At 69.6% G+C, this 23376-nt stretch carries 20 protein-coding genes; 8 read left to right on the top strand and 12 right to left on the bottom strand.

The window, feature by feature from the left end; translation table 11 throughout:
• Positions 1-58: 58 nt before the first annotated feature.
• From ACESMY_RS04685 to ACESMY_RS04675, 3 genes are all read left to right on the top strand, one after another.
• Entirely contained in the window at positions 59-763 is a 705-nt protein-coding gene (locus ACESMY_RS04685; RefSeq protein WP_372782708.1) for an ArsR/SmtB family transcription factor, read from the top strand.
• Between the two features lie 120 nt (positions 764-883).
• Entirely contained in the window at positions 884-1282 is a 399-nt protein-coding gene (locus tag ACESMY_RS04680; protein WP_372782706.1) for a Zn-ribbon domain-containing OB-fold protein, read from the top strand.
• A gap of 7 nt (positions 1283-1289) precedes the next feature.
• Entirely contained in the window at positions 1290-2432 is a 1143-nt protein-coding gene (locus tag ACESMY_RS04675; RefSeq protein WP_372782704.1) for a hypothetical protein, read from the top strand.
• Positions 2433-2445: 13 nt separating this feature from the next.
• Here ACESMY_RS04675 and ACESMY_RS04670 read toward each other — a convergent pair whose 3' ends face one another.
• Positions 2446-4950 (bottom strand): ATP-binding protein, encoded by a 2505-nt coding sequence (locus ACESMY_RS04670; RefSeq protein ID WP_372782702.1) that lies wholly within the window; start codon positions 4948-4950, stop codon positions 2446-2448.
• A gap of 118 nt (positions 4951-5068) precedes the next feature.
• On the opposite strand from ACESMY_RS04670, the gene ACESMY_RS04665 reads away from it, so the two are divergent.
• The gene (locus ACESMY_RS04665; protein WP_372782700.1) at positions 5069-5932 is read left to right on the top strand and encodes an NAD(P)/FAD-dependent oxidoreductase; all 864 of its coding nucleotides are present in this window, start codon (positions 5069-5071) and stop codon (positions 5930-5932) included.
• A gap of 18 nt (positions 5933-5950) precedes the next feature.
• Here the strand turns inward: ACESMY_RS04665 and ACESMY_RS04660 are convergent, their stop codons facing one another.
• Positions 5951-6376: an Lrp/AsnC family transcriptional regulator gene (locus ACESMY_RS04660; RefSeq protein WP_372782698.1), complete on the bottom strand. Its 426-nt coding sequence runs from the start codon at positions 6374-6376 to the stop codon at positions 5951-5953.
• A 123-nt stretch (positions 6377-6499) separates the two neighbouring features.
• Between ACESMY_RS04660 and ACESMY_RS04655 the strand changes: the two genes are divergently transcribed.
• The 4 genes from ACESMY_RS04655 to ACESMY_RS04640 all read left to right on the top strand — a co-directional run bounded on the left by ACESMY_RS04655 (position 6500) and on the right by ACESMY_RS04640 (position 11541).
• The gene (locus ACESMY_RS04655; RefSeq protein WP_372782696.1) at positions 6500-7597 is read left to right on the top strand and encodes a saccharopine dehydrogenase C-terminal domain-containing protein; all 1098 of its coding nucleotides are present in this window, start codon (positions 6500-6502) and stop codon (positions 7595-7597) included.
• Between the two features lie 7 nt (positions 7598-7604).
• Positions 7605-9137, top strand: a complete 1533-nt coding sequence (locus ACESMY_RS04650; protein ID WP_372782694.1) for an aldehyde dehydrogenase family protein — start codon at positions 7605-7607, stop codon at positions 9135-9137.
• A gap of 87 nt (positions 9138-9224) precedes the next feature.
• On the top strand, positions 9225-10178 hold the full coding sequence (locus tag ACESMY_RS04645) for an AAA family ATPase (protein ID WP_372782692.1): 954 nt from the start codon (positions 9225-9227) through the stop codon (positions 10176-10178).
• Between the two features lie 7 nt (positions 10179-10185).
• Positions 10186-11541: a VWA domain-containing protein gene (locus ACESMY_RS04640; RefSeq protein WP_372782690.1), complete on the top strand. Its 1356-nt coding sequence runs from the start codon at positions 10186-10188 to the stop codon at positions 11539-11541.
• A gap of 8 nt (positions 11542-11549) precedes the next feature.
• Here ACESMY_RS04640 and ACESMY_RS04635 read toward each other — a convergent pair whose 3' ends face one another.
• From ACESMY_RS04635 to ACESMY_RS04590, 10 genes are all read right to left on the bottom strand, one after another.
• The gene (locus tag ACESMY_RS04635; protein ID WP_372782688.1) at positions 11550-11945 is read right to left on the bottom strand and encodes a hypothetical protein; all 396 of its coding nucleotides are present in this window, start codon (positions 11943-11945) and stop codon (positions 11550-11552) included.
• Complete coding sequence (locus ACESMY_RS04630; RefSeq protein WP_372782686.1) at positions 11942-12877, bottom strand: proline iminopeptidase-family hydrolase; 936 nt, start codon at positions 12875-12877, stop codon at positions 11942-11944. Before ACESMY_RS04630 ends, ACESMY_RS04635 begins: the two co-directional genes overlap by 4 nt.
• Positions 12878-12937: 60 nt before the next feature.
• Entirely contained in the window at positions 12938-16291 is a 3354-nt protein-coding gene (locus ACESMY_RS04625; protein ID WP_372782684.1) for a carboxyl transferase domain-containing protein, read from the bottom strand.
• A gap of 116 nt (positions 16292-16407) precedes the next feature.
• Positions 16408-18597 carry a molybdopterin cofactor-binding domain-containing protein gene (locus ACESMY_RS04620; protein ID WP_372782682.1) on the bottom strand — a complete coding sequence of 730 codons (2190 nt, stop codon included), beginning with the start codon at positions 18595-18597 and terminating at the stop codon, positions 16408-16410.
• A gap of 4 nt (positions 18598-18601) precedes the next feature.
• Positions 18602-19066, bottom strand: coding sequence for a (2Fe-2S)-binding protein (locus ACESMY_RS04615; protein WP_372782680.1), 465 nt, complete (start codon positions 19064-19066; stop codon positions 18602-18604).
• A 77-nt stretch (positions 19067-19143) separates the two neighbouring features.
• Positions 19144-20478, bottom strand: coding sequence for a PAS domain-containing protein (locus ACESMY_RS04610; RefSeq protein WP_372782678.1), 1335 nt, complete (start codon positions 20476-20478; stop codon positions 19144-19146).
• A 165-nt stretch (positions 20479-20643) separates the two neighbouring features.
• Positions 20644-21345 (bottom strand): TPM domain-containing protein, encoded by a 702-nt coding sequence (locus ACESMY_RS04605; RefSeq protein WP_372782676.1) that lies wholly within the window; start codon positions 21343-21345, stop codon positions 20644-20646.
• Positions 21345-22187, bottom strand: a complete 843-nt coding sequence (locus ACESMY_RS04600; RefSeq protein WP_372782674.1) for a YgcG family protein — start codon at positions 22185-22187, stop codon at positions 21345-21347. Before ACESMY_RS04600 ends, ACESMY_RS04605 begins: the two co-directional genes overlap by 1 nt.
• Positions 22184-22852 (bottom strand): LemA family protein, encoded by a 669-nt coding sequence (locus tag ACESMY_RS04595; protein ID WP_372782672.1) that lies wholly within the window; start codon positions 22850-22852, stop codon positions 22184-22186. The genes ACESMY_RS04600 and ACESMY_RS04595 overlap by 4 nt, the downstream gene beginning before the upstream one ends.
• Before the next feature lie 119 nt (positions 22853-22971).
• Complete coding sequence (locus ACESMY_RS04590; RefSeq protein ID WP_372782670.1) at positions 22972-23367, bottom strand: DUF1761 domain-containing protein; 396 nt, start codon at positions 23365-23367, stop codon at positions 22972-22974.
• Positions 23368-23376: the final 9 nt, after the last annotated feature.

Below are 23376 nucleotides of genomic sequence, written 5' to 3'. Positions count from 1 at the left end.
GATCCGGCTCGAAGCCTCGGCCATGGCCGGACGCCCACGATGCGGTTATAGTCGAAGCATGAAGGTCGGACCCGATATCGCGACCATCGCCGCCCTGCTCGGCGATCCCGCCCGCGCCAACATGCTGACGGCGCTCACGGCCGGCCAGGCGCTGACCGCCGGCGAACTCGCCCGCGAGGCCGGCGTCACCGCCCAGACCGCCAGCTCCCACCTCGGCAAGCTCGCCGCCGGCGGCCTGATCGAGGGCCGCAAGCAGGGGCGTCATATCTATTACGCCCTCACCGGCCCGGACGTGGCCGGGGTGATCGAGGCCCTGACCGGTCTCGCCGCCCGGACCGGCCATACCCGGGTGCGCACCGGCCCCAAGGAGCCTGCCCTGCGCCGTGCGCGGGTCTGCTACGACCACCTGGCGGGCGACCTCGGCGTGGCGATGCTGGACAGCCTCACCCACCGCGAAATGATCGTCGGCGCCGGCGAGACCCTGGTGCTGACGGCACAGGGCGAGGCGTTCATGACCGCGCTCGGCCTCGACCTCGCCGCGCTCTCAGGCCTGCGCCGGCCGATGTGCAAGGGCTGCCTCGACTGGAGCGTGCGCCGTTCGCACCTGGCCGGCGCGCTGGGGGCGGCGCTGCTGGAACGGTTCTACGGCCTGGGCTGGGCGGCGCGCGAACCGGGGACCCGGATCGTCAGCTTCAGCCCGCGCGGGCTCGAGGCCTTCCGCGAAATCTTCGGCGTCGCCGTGGACGCCGAGTCCGCCGCCTGACGCGCGCACCGTCACGCCAAGACGTGACAAAGCCGGTGCGGTCGGCTTTGCTGCGCCACCCCCGGCTTCGGGGGTTTTTCAGCGATTTTGACCGGGACGGATTTCAAGATGCCACCACGGATGTTGCCTGAACCCACGCCGGAGACCCGGCATTTCTGGGAAGGGTGCAAGGCCGGCGAGCTTCGCCTGCAGCGCTGCACCGAATGCGACGGCGGAAGCTATTTCCCGCCGCGGCCGTTCTGTCCCAAGTGCGGCAGCCGCAAGGTCGAGGACTATGCGGCCGGCGGCAAGGCGGTGCTCTGGTCCTATGTGATCAACATGCGCCCGCGCCCCGACATGGGGACCGAGCCCTACGCCATCGCCGTGGTGCAGCTCGACGAGGGCCCGCGGATGATGACCAATATCGTCGGCTGCCCGCAGACGCCCGAGGCTCTGCAGCTCGACATGCCGCTCACGGTCAGCTTCGCCAAACAGACCGACGACATCTCCCTTCCGCTGTTCGAACCCGCGAAAGGTTGAGCGCGCCATGAAACCCCAATCAATCGCGGTCGTCGGCGCCGCCGAGACCACCCAGATGGGCAAGATCCCGGACGTGTCGGTGATCGGCCTGCACGCCGACGCGGCGCTGAACGCGCTCGCCGACTGCGGCCTGAAGCCCAAGGACATCGACGGCGTCGCCACCGCCGGCATCAGTCCCGTCGATCTCGCCCACTACATGGGCATCACGCCGACCTATGCGGACGGCACCTCGGTCGGCGGCTGTTCCTTCATGCTGCACGTCCGCCACGCGGCGGCGGCGATCAACGAGGGGCTCTGCAACACCGTCCTGATCACCCACGGCGAGAGCGGGCGCAGCCGGGTCGGCGCCGGCGGCTTCGGCCGCGCGGCCTCCAGCCTCGCGGGGCAGTTCGAAATGCCCTACGGCCCGATGGGCCCGCCGACCATGTTCACCATTCCGGTGCTCCGCTACCTGAAGACCCGCGGCTACACGGTCGAGGACCTGGCCATGGTCGCGGTGATCCAGCGGGAGTGGGCGGCCAGGAACCCGCGCGCCAGCTTCAAGGACCCGATCACCGTGGCCGACGTGCTGGGCGCGGACATGATCGCCTGGCCCTTCACCAAGCTGATGTGCTGCCTGGTCACCGATGGCGGCGGGGCCCTGGTCCTGACCTCGGCCGAGCGGGCCAAGGACTTCCCGCAGAAGCCGGTCTATGTGCTCGGGACCGGCGAGAGCGTCGAGACCCCGATGGTCAGCCAGATGGAGGATTTCTCCTCCTCCAAGGCCTTCCGCGTCTCCGGCAAGAAGGCGTTCGACGAGGCGGGCATCAGCCACGCCGACGTCGACCACCTGATGATCTACGACGCCTTCGCCCACCTGCCGCTCTACGGCCTGGAGGACCTGGGCTTCTGCAAGCCGGGCGAGGCGGCGGGCTTCGTCAACGACCGCAACACCGCGATCGGGGGCAAGCTGCCGCTGAACACCAACGGCGGCGGCCTCTCCTACATGCACTCCGGCATGTACGGCATGTACGCCCTGCAGGAGAGCGTGCGCCAGCTGCGCGGCATCGCCCCGGCCCAGGTTCCGGGCGCGAAGATCAGCGTCAGCCACGGGGTCGGCGGCATGTTCGCCGCCTCCGGCACGGTCATCTTCTCCAACGAGGCGCCCTGACCGGGTCGGCCCGCTAGGCGACGTCGCTAACGCTCGCAGCGCTGTCTTCGGCGGACATGCCGATCGCGTTGACGATGCTTTCGATCAAGGCCTGGGCGTGGATCGGCTTGGAGAGATGCAGGTCCGCGCCGGCCTCGTGGCTGGAGCGCACGTGCTCGTCCAGCGCATTGGCGGTCAGCATGATCACCGGCGTCCGCGGCTGGCCTGTTTCGCGCTCGTACTCGCGCAGCAGCGCGGTGGCGGAGAGCCCGTCGAGCTCCGGCATCTGCATGTCCATCAGGACGACGTCGAACCGCTCGGTCTTCAGGAGGTCGAGGGCGAGCTGGCCGTTCTCGACGATCGTCGGGGCCACGCCCACCGACTCCAGGATCAGCTCCACGACCTTCTGGTTGGTCGGATGGTCCTCGGCCACCAGCACGCGGCAGCCGGCGATGTCGAGCGGCTGGACCTGATCCTCCCCCTCGTCGCTGACCTCGCCCTCGAGCCGCTCAAGCGGCACATAGACGGAGAAGGTCGAGCCCTGGCCCGGCGTCGACTGGACGACGATGCGCCCCCCCATCAGCTCGACCAGCGAACGGCTGATCGCGAGGCCAAGGCCGGTGCCGCCAAAGCGGCGGCGGATCGAGGCGTCGGCCTGTTCGAAGCGGCGGAAGAGGCGCGCCCCGGTTTCTTCATCGAAGCCGATGCCGCTGTCGGAGACCTGGAAACGCACTTCGTCTCCGAAGGCGATCACCTCCAGCGCGATCTCGCCCGCCTCGGTGAACTTCACGGCGTTGGAGAGCAGGTTCGAGAGCACCTGGGTGATGCGCACCGTGTCGCCGGCGAACCGGCCCTCGGCCTCCGGGGCGACGGACCAGCGGAAGCCCAGGCCCTTGCCCTGCGCCGAGGCGCGGTGCAGCTCGGCGATGCCGCCCACCAGGCGATCCATGCCGAACTCGTCGCGTGCGAGCGTGATCTCGCCGGCCTCGATCTTCGAGAAGTCGAGGATGTCGGTCAGCACACGCTCCAGCAGCCGGCCCGACGAGACGATCAAGTCGGCGAGCTCCCGGCCCTTGGGCGTCGACTGCTGCCCGGCCAGGGTCTCGGAGATGGCGATCACCCCGTTCAGCGGCGTGCGCAGCTCGTGGCTCATATTGGCGAGGAAGCGCGATTTCTCGGTATTGGCCCGCTCCAGCTGGGCGGTGCGTTCGCTGACGCGGTCTTCCAGGGAGGCGAGCACGGCTTCGGTCTTCTCCCGTTGGGTCCGCAGGGAGACGGCGAGCACGCCGATTTCGTCCCTGCGGCGCTCGACGTCGCTGACGTCCGGGCGATCGGCGGTGTCCGGGTCGCAGGAGGCGGCCAGCCGTTCGACCGGCTCCACGATGCTGCGGCGCGCCATCAGCACCACGGCCAGCGCCTGGATCAGCGAGGCGATGCCGCCGATCAGCAGCACCCAGGAGGCCGAGCGGGCGGCGGACGCCATCACATCGGCCTTGGGATAGGTCAGCAGGAGATACCAGTTGGGCCCGTTCAGCCGCCCGAAGGCCACGATCTGGCGGCCGTCCGGGCTTTCGATCACCCCGTTCTCGCGGCCGTCCCTGGCCACCGCGGCGACCAGATCGGTCAGCGCGAATTTCTTCTGGTATTCGGCGAGCCTCTTCTCCGGCGAGCGGGTCTGGTCGGTGAAGCCGGGATAGGCGATCAGCTCGCCTTTGGAGGTGACGATCAGCGGCGAGGCGCCCGAGGGCGTGTTCTTCACCGCGCTCATGAAGAAGTGGGTCAGCTCCATCGACGAGCCGAAGGAGCCGACATAGCGGCCGTTCACATAGGCCGGCGTCAGGCAGGCCGTGGCCAGCCGCTTGCCGACCGTATCCTGGATCAGCCGCTGCAGATTGGTGCAGCGGGTCACCCGCTGCGGGTCGAACTGCGGCAGGGTGACCTTGGCCATCTCCTCGCCGGCGATGCTCAGATCGGCCGGCGCGTCGTGGCGGTAGAACATCAGGTGGTCGGGGCGGTCGGGCCCGTACATCACCAGGCGCGTCTGCCAGGGCGTGAAGAAGTAGAAGTTGTCATAGTCCCGCCGCGCCGCCTGGCCGAAGTCACCCACCAGCTTGAAGGCCGCGACCAGGGCCTTCATCTCCTCCGGGGGGACATCGTTGGCGCGCCCGATGAAGGCGCCCATGCCGTAGGTGTAGTCGCCGTTCTCCAGCACCCCGTCGAAATAGCCCGAGCGGCTGCGGCGCGTGCCGTCGGCCTGCTTCGGGAAATAGGCTTCAGCCTGCTTGGCCACATCGGCGGCCGACAGGTGGTTCATCCGCCGCTCGAGCTCCTCGCCCGCGGCCTTATGCAGGGTCGAAAGGTTGGAGAACTGGCGATCGACATTGCTGCTGCGCTCCCGGACGTAGTCCGTGAGGTAGCCGATCTGCCGGCCGGACAGCTCGCGTTCGAACACGACAAAGGCGCCGAGGGTGCCGAGCACCGTCATGACCAGCGACATAAGACCGACGCTGATCAGGAACCGACGCGAAAGCGACTTCATTGGGGATACAGGGACTCCGCTTGCCGGCGGACCTTAGCCATTGATCGTTGAGGCCGGGTTTACGGGGTACGTTTTGGCGAGAATCCGACTGAATCCGTCATTTCTCGATTGCGCCGTGGTGGGCGCCGGACCCGCCGGCCTGACCGCGGCCATCTACCTCGCCCGTTTCCGGCGGAGTTTCTGTGTCCTGGACGCCGGCGGCAGCCGCGCGGCCTGGATTCCGCGAAGCCACAACCATCCGGGTTTTCCGGGCGGAATCGGCGGCAAGGCCCTGCTTGGCCGCATGCGCCGGCAGGCCGAGGCCTATGGCGCCGACATCCGGCCCAGACATGTCGAGGCCCTCAAGAGGCTGAAGGGCGGCTTCCAGCTGGAGACGTCGCAAGGGCCGGTCCGCGCGCGCAAGGTGATCCTGGCGACCGGCGTGATCGACCGCGAGCCCGAGGTCCCCGGCTTCGAGCACGCCATCCGCCGGGGTCTCGTCCGCGTGTGCCCGATCTGCGACGGCTATGAGGTGATCGGCAAGACGGTGGGCGTCATCGGCTGCGGCGCGCACGGCGCCCGCGAGGCCCGGTTCCTCGCGACCTATTCGCGCGACGTCTGGCTGATCCATACCGGCCGCGCCGCGGACCTGCCGGCGGCCGAGCGCCGGGGGTTGAAGGCGGCGGGCGTCGGCCTGATCGAGACCCCGATCGAGCGGGTCGTGCTGGACCGGCGGCGCGCGGCCGCCTTCTGCTTCGGCCCGGGCGAGCCCCGGACCTTCGACACCCTCTATGCCGCCCTCGGCGTCACGCCACGCAACAGCCTGGCGGCCGACGCCGGCGCGACGCTGGACAAGACCGGCCGGCTGGTCGTCGGCGAGCATCAGGAAACCACCGTGCCGGGCCTCTACGCCGCCGGCGACGTGGTGCGCGGACTGAACCAGATCTCCGTCGCCCAGGGCGAAGGCGCGATCGCGGCGACCGACGTGCACAACACCCTGTGATGGGGTCGGGTCGGCCGCCTAGCGGTCGAACTTGGTCGCGAGCACGATCGAGGAATTGGTCCGCTCCACGCCGCGCAGGGCGCCGATCTCGTCGATCAGGGCGTCCATCTCGCCGACGTTGGGCGCCTCCACGGCGGCGATCATGTCCGACGGGCCGCTCACCGACTGCAGTTTCCGCACGCCCGGCATGCGTTTCAGGGCCGCGGTGACCGCCGCGGCCTGTTTCGGCTCGACAGTGAGCATGATGAAGGCGTGGATCAGCGCGGCCTCGCGGGCCTCCGACAGCCTTACCGCATAGCCGGCGATCACGCCGGAGCGCTCAAGCCGGGCGAGCCGGCTCTGCACCGTGGTCCGCGACAGGCCGAGCGCGCGGGCCAGTTCGGCCACCGGCGCGCGCGCGTTGTCGCGCAAACGCGCCAGCAGATGGCTATCGAGATCGTCCATCGTCGTTTCGCCGAATGCCGCAGTCGATATGCCAAATTATGCCACGAATAACGCCGAGATGCCAATTGATAATGGCAGCGATGCGAATCATTCTTCGACGACACGCGTTTGGGGAGCGAAGATATGCGCAAGGCCGCCGTCGTCGGAGCCGGCAAGATCGGCTCCACCATCGCAAGCCTGCTGGCCGGGGCCGGCGACTACGAGGTGCTGGTCATCGATCAGAGCGCCGAGGCGTTGGCCGGGATCGATCCTCGCGCCAGGACCGCCGCCATGGCCATCGATGACCCAGCGGCCCTGGCCAAGGCGCTCGCGGGCTGTTTCGCGGTCGTCAACGCCGCGCCCTATCACCTGACCACGGTCGTCGCCCAGGCCGCCAAGACCGCGGGCGCCCACTATCTGGACCTCACCGAGGACGTCGCCGCGAGCCGCGTGGTGCGCGACCTCGCCAAGCAGTCCAAGACCGCCTTCATCCCGCAGTGCGGCCTCGCCCCCGGCTTCATCACCATCGCCGCCTGGGATCTCTGCAAGCACTTCGAGGAGCTGCATGACGTGCGCCTGCGGGTCGGCGCCTTGCCCCGCTATCCGTCCAACGCGCTCAACTACAACCTCACCTGGTCGACCGACGGGGTGATCAACGAATACTGCGAGCCCTGCGAAGCCATCGTCGAGGGCCGCCTGCGCGAGGTCCCGGCGCTCGAGGAATGCGAGGAATTCTCCCTCGACGGCGTCACCTACGAGGCCTTCAACACCTCCGGCGGCCTCGGCACGCTCTGCCAGACGCTCGACGGCAAGGTGCGCAACCTCAACTACCGCACCATCCGCTATCCCGGCCACGCGGCGATCATGAAGGCGCTCTTGAACGACCTCGGCCTGCGCAACCGCCGCCCTCTGCTCAAGGACATCCTGGAAAACGCAGTCCCCGCGACCCTGCAGGACGTGGTCATCGTCTTCGTGACCGTCAGTGGACTGAAGGATGGCCGGCTGATGCAGGAGACCTACGTCAACAAGGTCTTCGCGCAACCGGTGGCCGGCGAGATGAAGAGCGCGATCCAGATCACCACCGCCGGCGCGGTCTGCGCGGTGCTGGACCTGCTGGCCGAGGGCCGCCTTCCGCAAACCGGCTTCATCCGTCAGGAGGACATTCCGCTGGCCGACATCCTGGGCAACCGCTTCGGACGCTTCTACGCTCCCGACCAGCAAGCGCTGCGCGCCGCCGAGTAGAGACACCATGACCTTGCAGACCCAGATCGGCTCCGCGCGGGCCGAAGCCGCCGAGGTGTTGAAACGCCTGGGCGTGGCCGACGCCCTTTGGACCGGCGGCGCACGGCCCGTCCGCTCGCCCGTCACCGGCGAAGTCATCGGCGAGGTCCACGACACGCCGCCCGCCGAGGTGGCGAAGACCGTCGAGGCGGCGCACGCGGCCTATCTGGCGTGGCGCAACACGCCCGCGCCGCGGCGGGGCGAGCTCGTCCGCCTGCTCGGCCAGGAGCTGCGCGCCGCCAAGGCCGACCTCGCCCGCCTGGTCACCCTTGAGGCCGGCAAGATCGTCTCCGAGGCCAATGGCGAAGTGCAGGAGATGATCGACATCTGCGACTACGCCGTCGGCCTGTCGCGCCAGCTGTTCGGCCTGACCATCGCCACCGAGCGCCCCGAGCATCGGATGATGGAGACCTGGCATCCGCTGGGTGTCATCGGCGTGATCTCGGCCTTCAACTTCCCGGTCGCCGTCTGGTCCTGGAACGCCGCGCTCGCCCTCGTCTGCGGCGACGCCGTGGTCTGGAAACCCTCGGAGAAGACCCCGCTGACCGCGCTCGCCGTCCAGGCGTTGTTCGAGCGCGCGGCGGCCAGGTTCGGTGACGCGCCGCAAGGCCTCTCGGCGGTGATCGTAGGCGGCCGCGAGGTCGGCGAGGCGATGGTCGACCATCCGAAGGTCCCCCTGGTCTCAGCCACCGGCTCGACCGCCATGGGCCGCACGGTCGCCCCGCGCCTGGCCGCCCGCTTCGCCCGCGCCCTGCTGGAATTGGGCGGCAACAACGCCGCCATCGTCGCGCCGAGCGCCGACCTGGACCTGACCCTGCGCGGCGTGGCCTTCGCGGCCATGGGCACCGCCGGACAGCGCTGCACGACGCTGCGCCGCCTGTTCGTCCACGAGAGCCTCTACGACGCCTTCCTGCCGCGGTTGAAGGCCGCCTACGGCTCCGTGCCGGTGGGCGATCCGCGCCAGGCCGGGACCCTGGTCGGCCCCTTGATCGACCTCGGCGCCTGCGAGGCCATGCAGCGGGCGCTGGCCGATGCACGCAAGGCCGGCGGGCAGGTCACCGGCGGCGACGCCGTCGAGGTCCCCGGCTATCCGGACGCGGCCTACGTCCGCCCGGCGCTCGTGGAAATGCCGGACCAGGCCGAGGTGGTGCGCCGCGAGACCTTCGCGCCGATCCTCTACGTCATGCGCTATTCGGACCTGGCCGAGGCCATCCGCCTGCAGAACGACGTGCCGCAGGGCCTGTCATCGTCGATCTTCACCAACGACATCCGCGAGGCCGAACTCTTCACCTCGGCGCGGGGCTCCGACTGCGGCATCGCCAACGTCAACATCGGGCCTTCGGGCGCCGAGATCGGCGGGGCGTTCGGCGGCGAGAAGGAGACCGGCGGCGGCCGCGAGGCCGGCTCCGACGCCTGGAAGGCCTATATGCGCCGCGCCACCAACACCGTGAACTACGGCGCGACCCTGCCATTGGCCCAGGGCGTCGAGTTCGACCTCTAGGGCCCGATAGGGAGCGAGGGTTTGCCTCGGTCCCGCGCGCTTGGCACAATCGGGCTTTCAGCGTCCGTATTTTGAAAGCCTGAGACTTTGACCACTTCCTCCACGGCCCCGGCTCGTCCGGCGGAAGGCCCGTTCTCGTCCCTCGAGGCCCTGGTCGAGGGCCTGGGCAGCGTCGGCTACATCGCCTCGCGCCGTATCGCCACCGCCCTCTACATGGCCGTCCACCTGCAGAAACCGATCCTGGTCGAGGGTTCGGCCGGCGTCGGCAAGACCGAGCTCGCGCTGTCCACCGCCCGCCTCCTGGCCCATCCGCTGATCCGCATGCAGTGCTACGAGGGCCTCGACGAATCCAAGGCGCTCTATGAGTGGAAGTACGGCAAGCAGCTGCTCTACACCCAGATCCTCAAGGACCGGATGGGTGTGGCCCTGGCCGACGCGCCCGACATGGACGCGGCCATGGACCGGCTGCACGGCATGGGCGACCTGTTCTTTTCCGAGCCCTTCCTGGAGCCGCGGCCACTGATGCAGGCGCTGCGCCAGGACGACGGCTGTGTCCTGCTGATCGACGAGATCGACAAGTCCGACGAGGCGTTCGAGGCCTTCCTGCTGGAGGTCCTGTCCGCCTACCAGGTCTCGGTGCCGGAGCTGGGGGTGATCGTCGCCAAGACCCCGCCGCTGGTGTTCCTGACCTCCAACAACGTGCGTGACCTGGGCGACGCCCTGAAACGCCGCTGCCTCCACCTGCACATCCCGCTGCCGGAGCCGGCGCTGGAGGAACGCATCGTCGCCACCCGCGTGCCGGGCATCGAACAGGCGCTCACCCAGCAGCTCGTCGCCTTCGTGCAGTCGCTGCGCACGCTCGACCTTCGCAAGCCCCCTTCGATCTCCGAGACCGTCGACTGGGCGCGCGCCCTGATCCTGCTGCACGCCGACAGCCTGGAGCCGTCGATGGTCCGCGATACCTTGAACGTCATCCTGAAGTTCGAGCAGGATATCGTGGCCGTCGAACCGCAGATCGTCGAGCTGCTGCACCGGCGCTGAGGTGGCCATGCAGCACACCCTCGAGGAGTTCCTGCGCGCCCTGAGGGCCGCCGACGTGCGGGTCTCGCCGGCCGAGGCGATCGACGCGGCGCGCACCGCCGCGGCCGTGGGCTACGCCGACCGGGAGCTCTTCAAGGACGCGCTCTGCGCGACGCTGGCCAAGTCCCGCGACGAGGTCGTCCGCTTCGACGACACCTTCGAGCGGTTCTTCGCCCGCGATGCCATGACCCTGCCGCCGCCCCCGGAGCCGCAGGCCGGCGACGGCGGCCCGTTCGACGACGAGGCGGCGGCCGGATCGCCGCTCGCCCAGATGCTGCTGCAGGGTGACGCCGCGGCCGTGGCCCAGGCCATGGAGGCCGCCGCCGAGCGGGCCGGGGTCGCCGAGATCCGGCTCTCCACCCAACGCAGCCGCATGACGCGCCGCCTGCTGGACGAGATGGGCCTGGCCGAGATCGAGCAGATCATCGCCAATGCCCGCAAACTGCCGGACGGCCAGGGCCTGGCCGATCGCCTGGACGCAGCGCGCAGGGCGCTGGCCGCCGAGGCCCAGCGGTTCGTCGAGCGCCAGCACGAACTCTATGCCGCCGGCTCCGGCAAGGCGCTGCGCGAAGAGATGCTGGCCAAGAAGGCGCTGAACGCCGACGGCGGCATCGACCCGGTCGACCTCGTCATGATGCAGGCTCTGGTCAAGCGGATGGCCAAGCGGCTGGCGGCCCGCTACTCGCGCCGCCGACACACCGCCAACAAGGGCCACCTCGACGTCCGCAAGACGCTGCGCAAGTCCATGGCCCACGGCGGCGTGCCCTTCGAGATCGAGTGGAAGATCAAGAAGGTCGACAAGCCCTCGATCGTGGCGATCTGCGACGTCTCGAAGTCGGTGGCCGCCGCCGCCCAGTTCCTGCTGACCTTCCTCTATTCACTGAACGAGGTGGTCGACCGGCTGGACGCCTTCGCCTTCTCCGGCCGGCTGATCCCGGTGAACGCCATCCTCGACGAGAACGGCGTCGAGGGCGCGATCCTCAAGGTGCTGCAGACCATCGGCTTCCAGCAGACCGACTACGGCAAGGCGCTGGAGGATTTCTGCGAGACCCACCTCGACCGCGTCGACCGCCACACCACGGTGATCTTCCTAGGGGACGGCCGCTCCAACTTCGCCGACCCGCGGCTCGACCTGATGCACCTGATCCAGCAGCGCGCCCGGGCGGTGATCTGGCTCAATCCCGAGCCCGAGAGCTACTGGGGCCAGGGCGACAGCGTCATGCACCGCTACGAGCGCTTCACCCACGTGGCCAAGAGCTGCAACACGCTGGGCCAGCTCGAGCGGATCGTCGAAGACGTGCTCAGGACCTATTCAGCGCACTGACGGCTATCTCAGGGCCGAGGGCTCGTCTCGAGGGTCTTGCGCGTCGCCTCCAGGCTCTCGCGGTGGAGGCGCACCGCGCGCAGCACGCGGCGGCAGATATAGGCCTGCAAGGCGACGATCAGGATCAGCGCCAGCGGGCCCATGGGTGAGAGCATATGCGGATGGCGCCAGGGATTTTCGTCGCCCGCGTGCGGGACGAACTGGGCCACGAACGGCGCGACCGCCACCAGCGCCGGCAGCACGAAGACATAGCCCGGGCTGACCGGCCTGCCGATCAGGCCGTCGGACAGGTCCACCGATCCGTGTCCGCGCGCCTCGCGCCACGGCTCCCAGGCCATGATGACCATGAAGGCGATGGCGACGAGCCAGAGCCCGACGACCAGCCAGTCCGCCGGGCCGATCACGCGAGGAACCTCCTGAGCGAGGCTACATACTTGGCCGGCTGCTCATTCATGGTCATGTGGCTGCAGTCCTTGAAGATCTCCAGCGTCGAGCCCTTGATCCCGCGGTGGATGGTCTCGTGGCAGTCGAGCGTCACCTCGTCGTACTCCCCGGTGGTGATCAGGGTCGGCAGCTTGATCAGTCCCAGGTCCTTGCGGCGCTCCCAGTCCTTGATCACGCCCACGATGGTGAACTCGTTGGGCCCGTTCATCACCCGATAGGCGATGGAGGTCTCCAGGTTCGCGCCCGAGGCCAGGAATTCCGGCGGCGGCGGGTCGGCGCGGCAGACGTGCAGCTTGTAGAAGAGCTGGGTCAGGGCCTGGTATTCCGGCGAAGCTTCCTGGTGGGCGGCCTCCAGCGCATGCATCCGCGCCCCGCCGCCGTTCGGCATCTCGGCGATCAGCCGCATCTGGCCGGCGTTGGCCTGCGGCACGCTGGCGAGCGCTCCGCCGAGGATCAGCTTGTCGACGCCCGCGCCGCGACCCTGGCAGAGGTATTCGATGGCCAGCATCGAGCCCCAGGAGTGGCCGAAGAGCACGATGCGGTCGAGACCCAAGGCCTTGCGGACCGCGTCCACCTCATCGACCGAGCGCTGGATCGTGTAGATCTTCTCGTCGGGCGGGCTGTCGGCCTTCCCGCAGCCGAGCTGGTCGTAGAAGATCACCGGGCGATCGTCGGCGAGCGCCGCCAGCGGCAGCAGATAGTCGTGCCCTGCCCCCGGCCCGCCGTGCAAGGTCAGGAGCGGCGGCTTCGACCCCGATCCTACCTTCTTCCACCAGATCGTCCCGCCGGGGACCTTGGCGCGGCCTTCGGTGGTGACCTGGGCGAAGGCGCCCGGCGCCAGCGCCGCCGAGACCCCGAAACTCAGCGCCGTGCGCCGCGTGAACTGGCTCATGGAAGCCTCCCGACCGTCCCGTGAATGGATACTGCGCCGTCGTCCGTTCGGATCAAGCGCCTACCAGCTATCGATCCAGCGGAGTTTCTTTTCCGTGCGCGGCGGGACCGGCGGCAGGGCCTTCAGGCCGCCGACGATCCAGCGGCGGGTGTCGGCCGGGTCGATGACGTCGTCGAGCGCCGGGTAGGCGCCGCGGGCCATGGCCTTGCCGTGGGCGTAGGCGGCGGCGACCATCTCGTCGAACTTGGCCTTGCGGGCCACCGGGTCGTCGATGGCGGCGAGTTCGTTGCGATAGCCGAGCTTCACCGAGCCCTCCAGGCCCATGCCGCCGAACTCGCCGGTGGGCCAGGAGACGCAGAACATCGCCGCCTGATAGCTGCCGCCGGTCATGGCGATGGCGCCCAAGCCGTAGCTCTTGCGCAGGATCACCGAGAAGATCGGCACCGTCAGGTTCGCCCCGATCACGAACAGCCTGGAGCAGTGGCGGATCAGGCCGGTCTTCTCAGCCTCCGGCCCCACCATGTTGCCGGGCGTGTCGGAGAGCGACAGCACGGGGATGTCGAAGGCCTCGCAGAGCTGCAGGAAGCGGGCGGCTTTGTCGGAGGCGTCCGAGTCGATCGCGCCCCCGATATGCATCGGATTGTTGGCGAACACCCCCATGGGCCGGCCCTCGACGCGGATGAAGGCAGTGACCATCGCCAGGCCGAACTTGGGCCGCAGCTCCAGCACGGACCCGTCGTCGGCGATCAGCTCGATGAGCTTGCGGATGTCGTAGACCCGTAGCCGGTTCTCCGGGATCGCCCGGCGCAAGAGCCGCTGGTCCGCGCACGACCAGTCGGCGACCGGGCCCTGGAAGTAGGAGAGGTACTGCTTGGCCACGGCGACGGCCTCGGCCTCGTCTTCCACCAGGATGTCGATGGTGCCGTTGGCCTGCATGACCTTGATCGGGCCGATCTCCTCCGGTCGGAAGACGCCCAGGCCGCCGCCCTCGACCATGGCCGGGCCGCCCATGCCGAGTGCGCTATCCTTGGTCGCGATGATCACGTCGCAGCAGCCGAGGATCGCGGCGTTGCCGGCGAAGCAGCGGCCGGAATTGACCCCCACCAGCGGCACGGCGCCTGAGAGCTTGCCCCAGTACTCGAAGCCGCGGGTGAAGCCGCCGCCCTCGGTGTCGCCGGGCCGCCCGCCGCCGCCCTCGGTGAAGAACACGGTCGGCAGCCGCCAGCGCAGCGCCAGCTCGGCCATCCGGTCGAGCTTCCAGTGGTTGTTGCCCCCCTGGGTGCCGGCCAGCACGGTGTAGTCATAGGCGAAGACCGCCGTGCGCGCCCGGTCTTCCGGGAAGCGGTCGCCGTTCACCGAGGCCAGGCCCATCAGCATGCCGTCGGCCGGCGTGGTGGCGATCAGCTCCTCCAGGCTGTGGCGCCGCCGGCGCGCCGCCACGACCAGCGGGCCGTATTCGACGAAGCTGCCCGGGTCGACCAGGTCGGCGAGGTTCTCGCGCGCCGTCCGCTGGCCGGTCTTGCGCCGCCGCGCCACCGCCTCGGGCCGCGCCTCGTCCAGCGTCAGCCGGTGACGGTCCAGCACCTCGGCCAGGTCCGGGCGGATGAAATCGAGGTCGACGGCCGCCTCCTCGGCGCCCGAGCCGCCGGCGATCTCGGCTTCCTCCAGGAAGGCCAGCGGGTGGTCCTCGAAGACCGTGTCGCCGGGCTCGACGGTGATCTGCCGCACGATGCCGGAGACCTCGGCGGCGATCACATGCTCCATCTTCATGGCTTCCATGATCATCAGCGCCTGGCCGGCCCGGACCTCGTCGCCCACGGCCACCGAGATGTTGATCACCGTGCCCTGCAGCGGCGCGCGGAGCGGCCTGGTGCCCTCCGGGCCCTCCGGCTCCTCATCCTCCGTAGGCTGATCGATTTCCTGCTTGCCCAGCGCCAGGATCGCCAGCGGATCGCCGGCGTCCACCTGGTAGCCCACCTTCTGCGACGCCGACGGGGCCGTCCCGCGAGCGGCGGCGTCGAAATAGAGCTTCGGATGGGCCTCCGGCGCGCCGGCCAGCTCGCCCATGTGCTCTTCGATGAAGCGGGTGTGGACCTCGCCCGCCGCGACCGCCGGCAGGGCCAGCAGGTTCTGCAGGAAGGCGATGTTGGTGGCCGAGCCCTCGATGCGGAATTCCGAGAGCGCCCGGTAGGCCTTGGCGACCGCGCGGGAGAGGCCGCCCGCGCCGGCATGGACGATCAGCTTGGCGAGCAGGCTGTCGAAGCGCGCGCTCGTGCGGTAGCCGGCGTAGCCGAAGCCGTCGACCCGCACGCCCGGACCCGACGGCGGCTCGAAGGCGGTCAGCAAGCCGCCCGCCGGCTTCGCCGAACCGTCCGCCGCCATGGTCTCCAGGTTCACCCGGACCTGCACGGCATGGCCGCGCGGCGAAGGCACGTCGCCCTGGGTCAGCCGCAGCTCCGAAAGCGTCCGGCCGGCGGCGATCTGCAGCTGCAGCCGCACGAGGTCGAGGCCCGTGACCTCCTCGGTGACCGTGTGCTCCACCTGCAGGCGCGCATTGCCTTCGATGAAGACGAACCGGTCGCCATCCACCAGGAACTCCAGGGTCCCCAGGCTCTTGTAGCCGGCCGCCTCGCCCAGGCTGACCCCGGCCGCGAGCAGCTTCTCCCGCAACGCCATCGGCAGCATGTCGGCGGGCGCGATCTCGACGACCTTCTGCCGCTGGCGCTGCAGGCTGCACTCGCGGTCCCAGAGGTGGCTGACGCTGACCCCGTCGCCCACCACCTGCACCTCGATGTGCCGGGCGCGCGGCAGGAACTGCTCGACATAGAGGTCGCCGTTGCCGAACGCGGCCTTGGCCTCGGAGGCGCAGCGCTCGTACGCCGCCGCCAGATCCGCGGGCTGCATCACGGGCCGCATCCCGCGCCCGCCGCCGCCGGCCACGGCCTTGACCATCATCGCCGCGCCCTTGCCCAGCCCCGCGAAGAAGGCCTGCGCCTCCTCCGGCGTCGTCGGCCCATCGGTCCCGGGCAGGACCGGGACGCCGCACTGCTGGGCCAGCGCGCGGGCGCGGCCCTTGTCGCCGAACAGCTCGAGCGTCTCGGGCGTCGGGCCCACGAACGCCAGGCCGGCCTCGGCGCAGGCCCGCGCGAAGCCGGCGTTCTCCGAGAGGAAGCCGTAGCCCGGATGCACGGCGTCGCAACCGGCGGCCTTGGCCGCGGCGACCATCTGGGCAATGTCGAGGTAGGCGGCGGGACCCGAGCCCTTCAGCGCCGCCGCCTCGTCGGTCTTGCGGGTATGCAGCGAGGCCGCGTCGTCCTCGGAATAGACCGCCACGGTCGGCACGCCCATCTCCGCGGCGGTGCGCGCGATGCGGACGGCGATCTCGCCCCGGTTGGCGATCAGCAGCTTCTTCAAGGACCCGTCCCCAGTGTGGCGCCAGCGGTCTTTGCGCCGCTTGGGGAAACTCTATCGGGCCGGAACCTTATCGTCATCCCGGCCGCAGCAAGGCGGCGACCGGGGATGACAGGAATCTAGGTCTTCAACTGCTTCGGATCGATCGGCAGGCTGCGGATGCGCTTGCCGGTCGCCGCGAAGATCGCGTTGCAGAGCGCCGGGATCACCGGCGGCAGGGCCGGTTCGCCGAGGCCGGTCGGCGGATAGTCGGTGATCACGAACTTCACCTCGACCGGCGGGGAGTCGGCCATCCGCAGCAGCGGGTAGTTCCCGAAGTTGCTTTCCTTGGCCGCGCCGTTCTCGATGGTGATCTTCTGGAACATGGCGTGGGAGAGGCCCTCGATCGCCGCCCCCTGCACCTGGTTCAGCGCGCCCGCCGGATTGATGATCTGGCGGCCCACGTCGGCGGCCACCCAGATCTTCTCGACCTTCACCTTGCCGGTGGCCGGGGCGACGCTCGCCTGCACCACTTCGGCGAAGTAGCCGGCGTGGCTGTAGTGGAAGGCGACGCCCATGCCTGAGCCCTTCGGCAGCTTGCCGCGGTTGGCCCAGCCGGACATCTTCTCAACCGCCGCCAGCACGCCCTGCATGCGCGCTGCGTTGTAGCCGGAGGGGCCGTCGCCGACCATCGGCTTGTCGCCCAGCAGCGTCTTGCGGAAGGCCAGCGGATCGGCGCCCGCCGCATGCGCCAGCTCGTCGATGAAGCTCTGGTTGACGAAGGCGATGGCGTTCGAGCCCGGGGCCCGCAGCGGGCCGGTCGGCACCCCGGTCGGGATGGTCGACTGATCGACCTTGAAGTTCGGCACGAAACGGCTCGGGAACTCGGTCCCGCCCATGCCGGCGCTGGAGGCCAGCTTGGGCCCGTCGCCGAAGGTCACGAAGTGGTCCTGCCAGGCCGTCACATTGCCGGCCGCGTCCAGCCCACCCTTGAAATAGTGGTAGCCGGCGGGCCGGTAGAAATCGTGGCGCATGTCGTCTTCGCGGGTCCAGAGCAGCTTGACCGGCGCCCCGGCCTCCCGCGCGATCCAGGCGGCTTCCACCATATAGTCGTTGGACAGCCGGCGTCCGAAACCCCCGCCGCAGCGGGTCATGTGGACGGTGATGTCCTCGGGCTTGATGCCCAGCGTCGAGGCCACCAGCTGGCGGCCCGGCTCCGGGTTCTGGCTGGGCGCCCAGATCTCCAGCTTGCCGTCCTTGAAGTGGGCGGTGGTGTTCTGCGGCTCCAGCGGCGCGTGCGCCAGGAACGGGTAGGCGTAGGCCGCCTCCACGGTCTTGGCCGCGCCCTTCAGCGCCGCCTCGACGTCGCCGTCCTTGCGCAGGTTCATCTGCGGCGCGCCGGCGTTCAGCGCGGCCGCGGCCTTGTCGAAGCCCGCCGAGCTCTGCGTCGATGTCGGGTGGTCCGCCCATTTGATGTTGAGGGCGTTGCGGCCCTTGCGCGCCGCCCACCAGCTGTCGCCGACCACCGCCACGCCGGGCAGCAGGCCGTCGAGCTTGGTCCCGCCCTCGACGATGAAGGCCTTGCGGACGCCCTTGACCGCGCGCGCCGCGTCGAGGTCGGCCGAGGCCACCTTCGCCCCGAACACCGGGGCCTTTTCGTAGGTGGCGTAGAGCATCCCCGGCACGCGCACATCGATGCCGAACATCGGCGCGCCGGTGACGATCTTGGCCACGTCGTACTGCGGCGTCGACTTGCCGATGATCTTGTAGTCCTTGGGATTCTTCAGCGTCACGGTCTTGGGATCGGGCGCGGCGACGCCGGCGCACTGCCCGGCCAGCGAGCCGTAGCTCGCCTTGCGCCCGGTGGAGACGTGGATCACCTGGCCGGCGTTGGTCTTGCACTCGCCGGACGGGCAGTTCCAGGCGGTCGCCGCGGCGTTGACCAGCATGGCGCGGGCCACCGCCCCCACCTTGCGCAGGTCGTCGAAGTTCATCGGCGTCGCCAGGCTGCCGCCGGCGAACTGGCGCGTATAGAGCTTGGGATCGCAGTCGGCCTGCTCGATGCGGACGTTCTCCCAGGCCACGTCCAGCTCCTCGGCTATCATCATGGGCAGCGAGGTTTTCACGCCCTGACCGATCTCCGGGTTCTTCGCCATGATCGTGACGATGCCGTTGGGGGCGATGCGGACATAGGCGTTCAGCGCCTGGGCGCCGGCCGTCTCGGCGGCCTCGGCCTTGGCCGCGATGCTGAAGGAGAGCACGAGGCCGCCGCCGACAACGGAGGCCTTCAGGAGGTCGCGCCGCGAGGCGCCGATGATTTCCAGGGTCATGGCTCTAGGCCTTCACTGGCTGGCCGGAGGCCTGTTTGATGGCCGCGCGGATGCGCGTGTAGGTGGCGCAGCGGCAGATGTTGGTCATCGCCGCGTCGATATCGGCGTCGGTGGGCTTGGGCTTGGCCGCCAGCAGCGCCGTCGCCGCCATGATCTGGCCGGGCTGGCAATAGCCGCATTGGGCCACGTCCAGCTCCATCCAGGCGGCCTGCAGCTTCTTGCCGATCGGATGGTGCTCCATCGCTTCGATGGTGGTCACCTGGGCGGCGCCGACCGCGGAGGTCGGGTAGACGCAGCTTCGGGTCGGCTTGCCGTCGATGTGCACGGTGCAGGCCCCGCACTGGGCGACGCCGCAGCCGAACTTGGGACCGGTGATCCCCAGGGTGTCGCGAAGCGTCCAGAGCAGAGGCGTGTCGGCGTCGACGTCGGCCTCCATGACTTTGCCGTTGACGTTGAGCTTGAAGGCCATGGCGCCTCTCCCGTGAGATGCGCGATTTTAGGGCCGCCTCGGCTGTTCCAGCAAGGAAAGAGCGTTATGTAGTTGAACTACCTAACGGTTGGGAACTCGACGCGGGCCTGGAAGCCCTCCGGTTCAAAGCTGAAGGTCACGTCGCCGCCCTGGTTGCGCAGCACCTGGGTGAGGAGCCGCGTGCCGAACCCCTGGCTGGGGGAGGGCGCGACCTCCGGCCCGCCGGTTTCCCGCCAGGCGAAGGCCGCACGGCCGTCCGGCGCGGCGTCCAGGGTGACCGCGACGCGGCCGGCCCGGTTGGAGAGCGCGCCGTACTTGAGCGCGTTGGTCGCCATCTCGTGCAGCAGCAGGCCCATGCCGGCCGCCATATCGCCGCGCACCGTGACCTCGGCGAAGCCGGGATCGAGGTCGAAGCGCGCGCGGCCGAACGGAGCCACGGCCTTGTCGAGCACGTCGGCCAGGCTGACAGGGCGCCCGCCCGAGGCCGTGACCAGGTCCTGCGAATTGCTCATGGCCTGCAGGCGCGCCATGAGCTGCTCCTGGAAACCCTCGACGGTGTCCTGATTGCGCGCGGTCTGGCTGACCAGCGCCATCATCACCGCCATGCCGTTCTTGGCGCGGTGGGCCAGCTCCCCCATCAGCAGCGAGCGGCGCTCCTCGGCCCCCTTGCGCGCGGTGATGTCGAGCGAGGTGCCGACCACCAGGCGCGCGGCGCCGGTATCGTCGTTGGCCACCCGGCCGTGGGTCAGGATCCAGCGGGTCTCGCCGGCCGGCGTCACAACGCGGTGCTCCAGGGAATAGTCCCCGCCGTTCGGCTGGTCGCGAGCGCCCTGGAAGGCGGTCTGCACGCTTTCGACGTCGTCCGGATGCACCAGTTCCAGATAGCTCTGCACCGTCACCTCGGCGTCCGCCGCCAGGCCGAACAGCGCCTTGTTGCGGTCCGACCAGACCACGCGGTCGGCCTCGACCTCCCATTCCCAGAAGCCCAGGCCGGTGGCCTCCGCGGCCATCTCCAGCCGCCGGCGCTGTTCCTGCAGGGCGGCGGCCATCTCGCGCCGGTCGGTGACGTCGATCTGCAGGCCGTCCCACAGCACGACCCCGTCGGGTTGCGCGCGCGGCAAAGAAGCGAAGCGGTGCCAGCGCACCTCCCCGTCGGGCCGGCGCATCGCCACCTCGATGTCGAACGGCTGCAGGCTGGCGCGCGCCTCGGCTTCCGCGGCTTCGAACGCCTGGCGGTGTTCCGGCAGCATCAAATCCAGGACGAGCGAGGGGTCGTTCATGGCCGCCACGCCGGTGACGCCGTTCACGCCCAGGCAGCGCGGCCCGACGAAGACGAAGCGTCGCGAACCGTCGGGCTTGGACTCCAGCACGAAGGGCATGCCAAGCGCCGTCGCATCGGCGGCTGACCGCACGATCGCGTCTCCCGCACCCTGCTCTTTTGCCCTGGCGTCCACCGTTTTCGCTATCCCGCCCGACCGGGCCGCAATCTGTAGCGGCCGGTCAGGTGCGGCAATACCAGAAGAACTATGGTTGAGCCGCCCGTAACCGTGTGCGGCCGATCGCCTCAAACCCCCGCCTCAGGGCCGGGGCAGCACCACCACCGCATCGGGCAGTTCGTTCGGATTGCCGCCTGGATGCGCCGGGAATTTCGCGGCCAGGACATCGGCGCAGAGGCCGATGGCGGCGGCGAACCCCGCCTCGGGCTGGCCGCGTTTCAGGCCGTCGGTGAGCGCCGCCATGGCCTTGTCCCAGACGTGCGGCTCCACATGGTCGGCTATGCCATCGTCGGCGATCAGCTCGGCCATCCGCTCGCCCAGCGAGACAAAGATCAGGATCCCGGTGCGCTCGGACGTCAGGTGCAGGTTCTTTGCGATGAACTGCTCAGCCGCGCGCCGCTGGACCCTCAGCCGCTTCAGACTCCTGGGCGTCAGCGCCCGCCGAACGGCCGGGATCGAGACGATCGCCGCCGTGACCACGAACAGCACCGCCTGCAGCGCGATCGCGCCGATCAGGGCCCGGCGGACCGCCGACTCCATCGCCGCGCTGACGTCCGACGCGGTCCAGCTGGCGAAGAGATCGGGGATCGTCACATGCACGCCGCCCAGCAGCAGCAGGGCCGGTCCCAGGAGGGCGACGCCCGCCGCCCAGGCGATCGCGGTCTCGCCGTAGTGCGAGCTCTCCTCGGTGACGACGCAATAGATCTCGCCGGTCGTGCGGGCCTCGGCCTGGCGCACCGCGGCCTCGATGGCCGAAAGGTCTGAGGGCGAAAGGGTTTTCATCACCAGCTCCCCGACGATCCGCCGCCGCCGAACGAGCCGCCGCCGCCGGAGAAGCCACCGCCCCCTCCGCCGCCGAAGCCGCCGCCGCCACCGCCCCAGCCGCCGCCGCGTCCGCCGCCGCGTCCGCCGCCCATGAACAGGAACGGCAGCCACCACAGGCCGCCCATGCCGCCGCGCCGGCCGCCGGCGCGCAGCAGGCCCGAGACGATCCAGAAGAGGATGAAGATGATGAACAGCACCGGGATGTGCGGACCGAGGCTGCGGTCGTGCGCCTGCACCCGCGGCTTGGCCGCGGCCTGGGCGGCGTTGGCCTTGGCCTGGTCGTCCGGCAGGCCGATCTGGGCGACCAGCGCCTCGGCCCCGTCGACCACGCCCTGCTCCATATAGCCCTGCTTGAACTGCGGCAGGACCTTTTCCTGCAGGATCACGCTGGTCAGCGCGTCGGTCAGCACCGGCTCCAGGCCGTAGCCGACCTCGATGCGGACCTTATGTTCCTTCGGCGCCACCAGCAGGATGGCCCCGTCGTTGACGCCCTTCTTGCCGAGCTGCCACGTGCGGCCGAGCTGGTAGCCGTAGTCCTCGATCTCATAGCCCTGCAGGTCCGGGACGGTGGCCACCACCACCTGGTGGCCGGTCTGGGCCTCCAGGCCGGCCAGCTCGCCGTCCAGCTTCTCCACCGTGGCGGGCGACAGCATGTGGGCGTCGTCGACCACGCGGCCGCTCAGCGCCGGGAACTTCGGACCCGTCGCGGCGAAGGCGGCGCCCGCGATCGCGAACACCGCCAGGACCGCGACCAGCAGCCCTCCCCCGCGACGGAAGAGGGCGCGAGGCGCGTTGGTCACTTGGTCGCCGGGGCCGCGGGCGGCGTGGCGCCGGGAGACGCGCCCGGCGCGGGCGGCGGGGCGGTGTCGAAGCTCACCGTCGGCGCGCTCTGTGCCTGGGTGGTCGCCGAGAACAGCACCATCGGCTTGGAGCTCGCGTACATGGTCTTGGCGAAGAACACCTGCGGGAAGGTCCGAAGCGTCGTGTTGAAGTCCTGGACGCTCTGGTTGTAGTCGCGGCGCGCGATGGCGATCCGGTTCTCGGTGCCCTCGAGCTGGCTCTGCAGGGCCATGAAGTTCTGGTTCGACTTCAGGTCCGGATAGCGCTCCTGGATCATCATCAGCCGGCCGAGCACGCCGGACAGCTTGTCCTGCGCCTGGGCGTATTGCTGGAAGGCGGCCGGGTTGGTGATGGTCGAGGCGTCGACCTTGACCTGGGTGGCCGAGGCGCGGGCCTCGGTCACTTCGACCAGCGTGCTCTTCTCCTGGGCGGCGTAGCCCTTCACCGTGTTCACCAGGTTCGGGATCAGGTCGCTGCGGCGCTGGTACTGGTTCTGCACCTCCGCCCACTGCGCCTTGGCGGCCTCTTCCTTGGTCGGGATGGTGTTGACGCCGCAGCCGGCGACGATCAGCGGCGCGAGCACGATCAGGGCGACGCGCGCGAGGCGGTTCTTGAAGCGGTTCACGTGGATCAGTCTCCCCCAAAAGCCCTCAGTCGAGCTTGGTCGTGAGGATATTTGGCCCGGCCCGCGATCCGGCGCAACGCCGCCCTGGATGACGTTTCCGTAAGGAGATCGTTCCCGCCCTAGTGCCAGAAGCCCAGGATGGCGCCGATCGCCGTGAACTGCAGGGTGTGATAGCCGCCGTTGATCGCGAACAGCTTCAGGCTCCTGCGCTCGAACAGATAGTTGATGCCGAAGCTGGCGGTCACCCAGCAGAGCCCCGCGGCGAAGCCCGCGCCGACGCCCAGCATCGGAGCCGGGTTCGGCCCCAGGAACATCGCGAACACCGCGGACGCGATCAGCGCCAGGACGAACGAGCCGCCGAAGATCAGCGCCCTGTTGCCGCCCGCGACCTGCGCGTCCGAAAGGCCGGCGGCGGCCTGCCAGGCCTTGGCGAAGAGGGCCGAGTACCAGACCCCGCCCAGGACGAAACTCGACAACGCGGCCGCCACGACGGCCAGCCAGTTCACATGTGGCATCGGATAGTC

The organism is Phenylobacterium sp., assembly GCF_041691455.1.
Classification (GTDB): Bacteria; Pseudomonadota; Alphaproteobacteria; order Caulobacterales; family Caulobacteraceae; genus Phenylobacterium.
The sequence above is the reverse complement of the archived record's forward strand: the minus strand, read 5'-3'. Positions and strand labels throughout refer to the sequence as shown.

Coding starts and splice junctions, on each gene's coding strand:
- ACESMY_RS04605 (WP_372782676.1), bottom strand. CDS start 21,345: ATGAAAACCCTTTCGCCCTCAGACCTTTCGGCCATCGAGGCCGCGGTG.
- ACESMY_RS04630 (WP_372782686.1), bottom strand. CDS start 12,877: ATGAGCCAGTTCACGCGGCGCACGGCGCTGAGTTTCGGGGTCTCGGCG.
- ACESMY_RS04670 (WP_372782702.1), bottom strand. CDS start 4,950: ATGAAGTCGCTTTCGCGTCGGTTCCTGATCAGCGTCGGTCTTATGTCG.
- ACESMY_RS04660 (WP_372782698.1), bottom strand. CDS start 6,376: ATGGACGATCTCGATAGCCATCTGCTGGCGCGTTTGCGCGACAACGCG.
- ACESMY_RS04650 (WP_372782694.1), top strand. CDS start 7,605: ATGACCTTGCAGACCCAGATCGGCTCCGCGCGGGCCGAAGCCGCCGAG.
- ACESMY_RS04655 (WP_372782696.1), top strand. CDS start 6,500: ATGCGCAAGGCCGCCGTCGTCGGAGCCGGCAAGATCGGCTCCACCATC.
- ACESMY_RS04590 (WP_372782670.1), bottom strand. CDS start 23,367: ATGCCACATGTGAACTGGCTGGCCGTCGTGGCGGCCGCGTTGTCGAGT.
- ACESMY_RS04620 (WP_372782682.1), bottom strand. CDS start 18,597: ATGACCCTGGAAATCATCGGCGCCTCGCGGCGCGACCTCCTGAAGGCC.
- ACESMY_RS04615 (WP_372782680.1), bottom strand. CDS start 19,066: ATGGCCTTCAAGCTCAACGTCAACGGCAAAGTCATGGAGGCCGACGTC.
- ACESMY_RS04685 (WP_372782708.1), top strand. CDS start 59: ATGAAGGTCGGACCCGATATCGCGACCATCGCCGCCCTGCTCGGCGAT.
- ACESMY_RS04640 (WP_372782690.1), top strand. CDS start 10,186: ATGCAGCACACCCTCGAGGAGTTCCTGCGCGCCCTGAGGGCCGCCGAC.
- ACESMY_RS04675 (WP_372782704.1), top strand. CDS start 1,290: ATGAAACCCCAATCAATCGCGGTCGTCGGCGCCGCCGAGACCACCCAG.
- ACESMY_RS04680 (WP_372782706.1), top strand. CDS start 884: ATGTTGCCTGAACCCACGCCGGAGACCCGGCATTTCTGGGAAGGGTGC.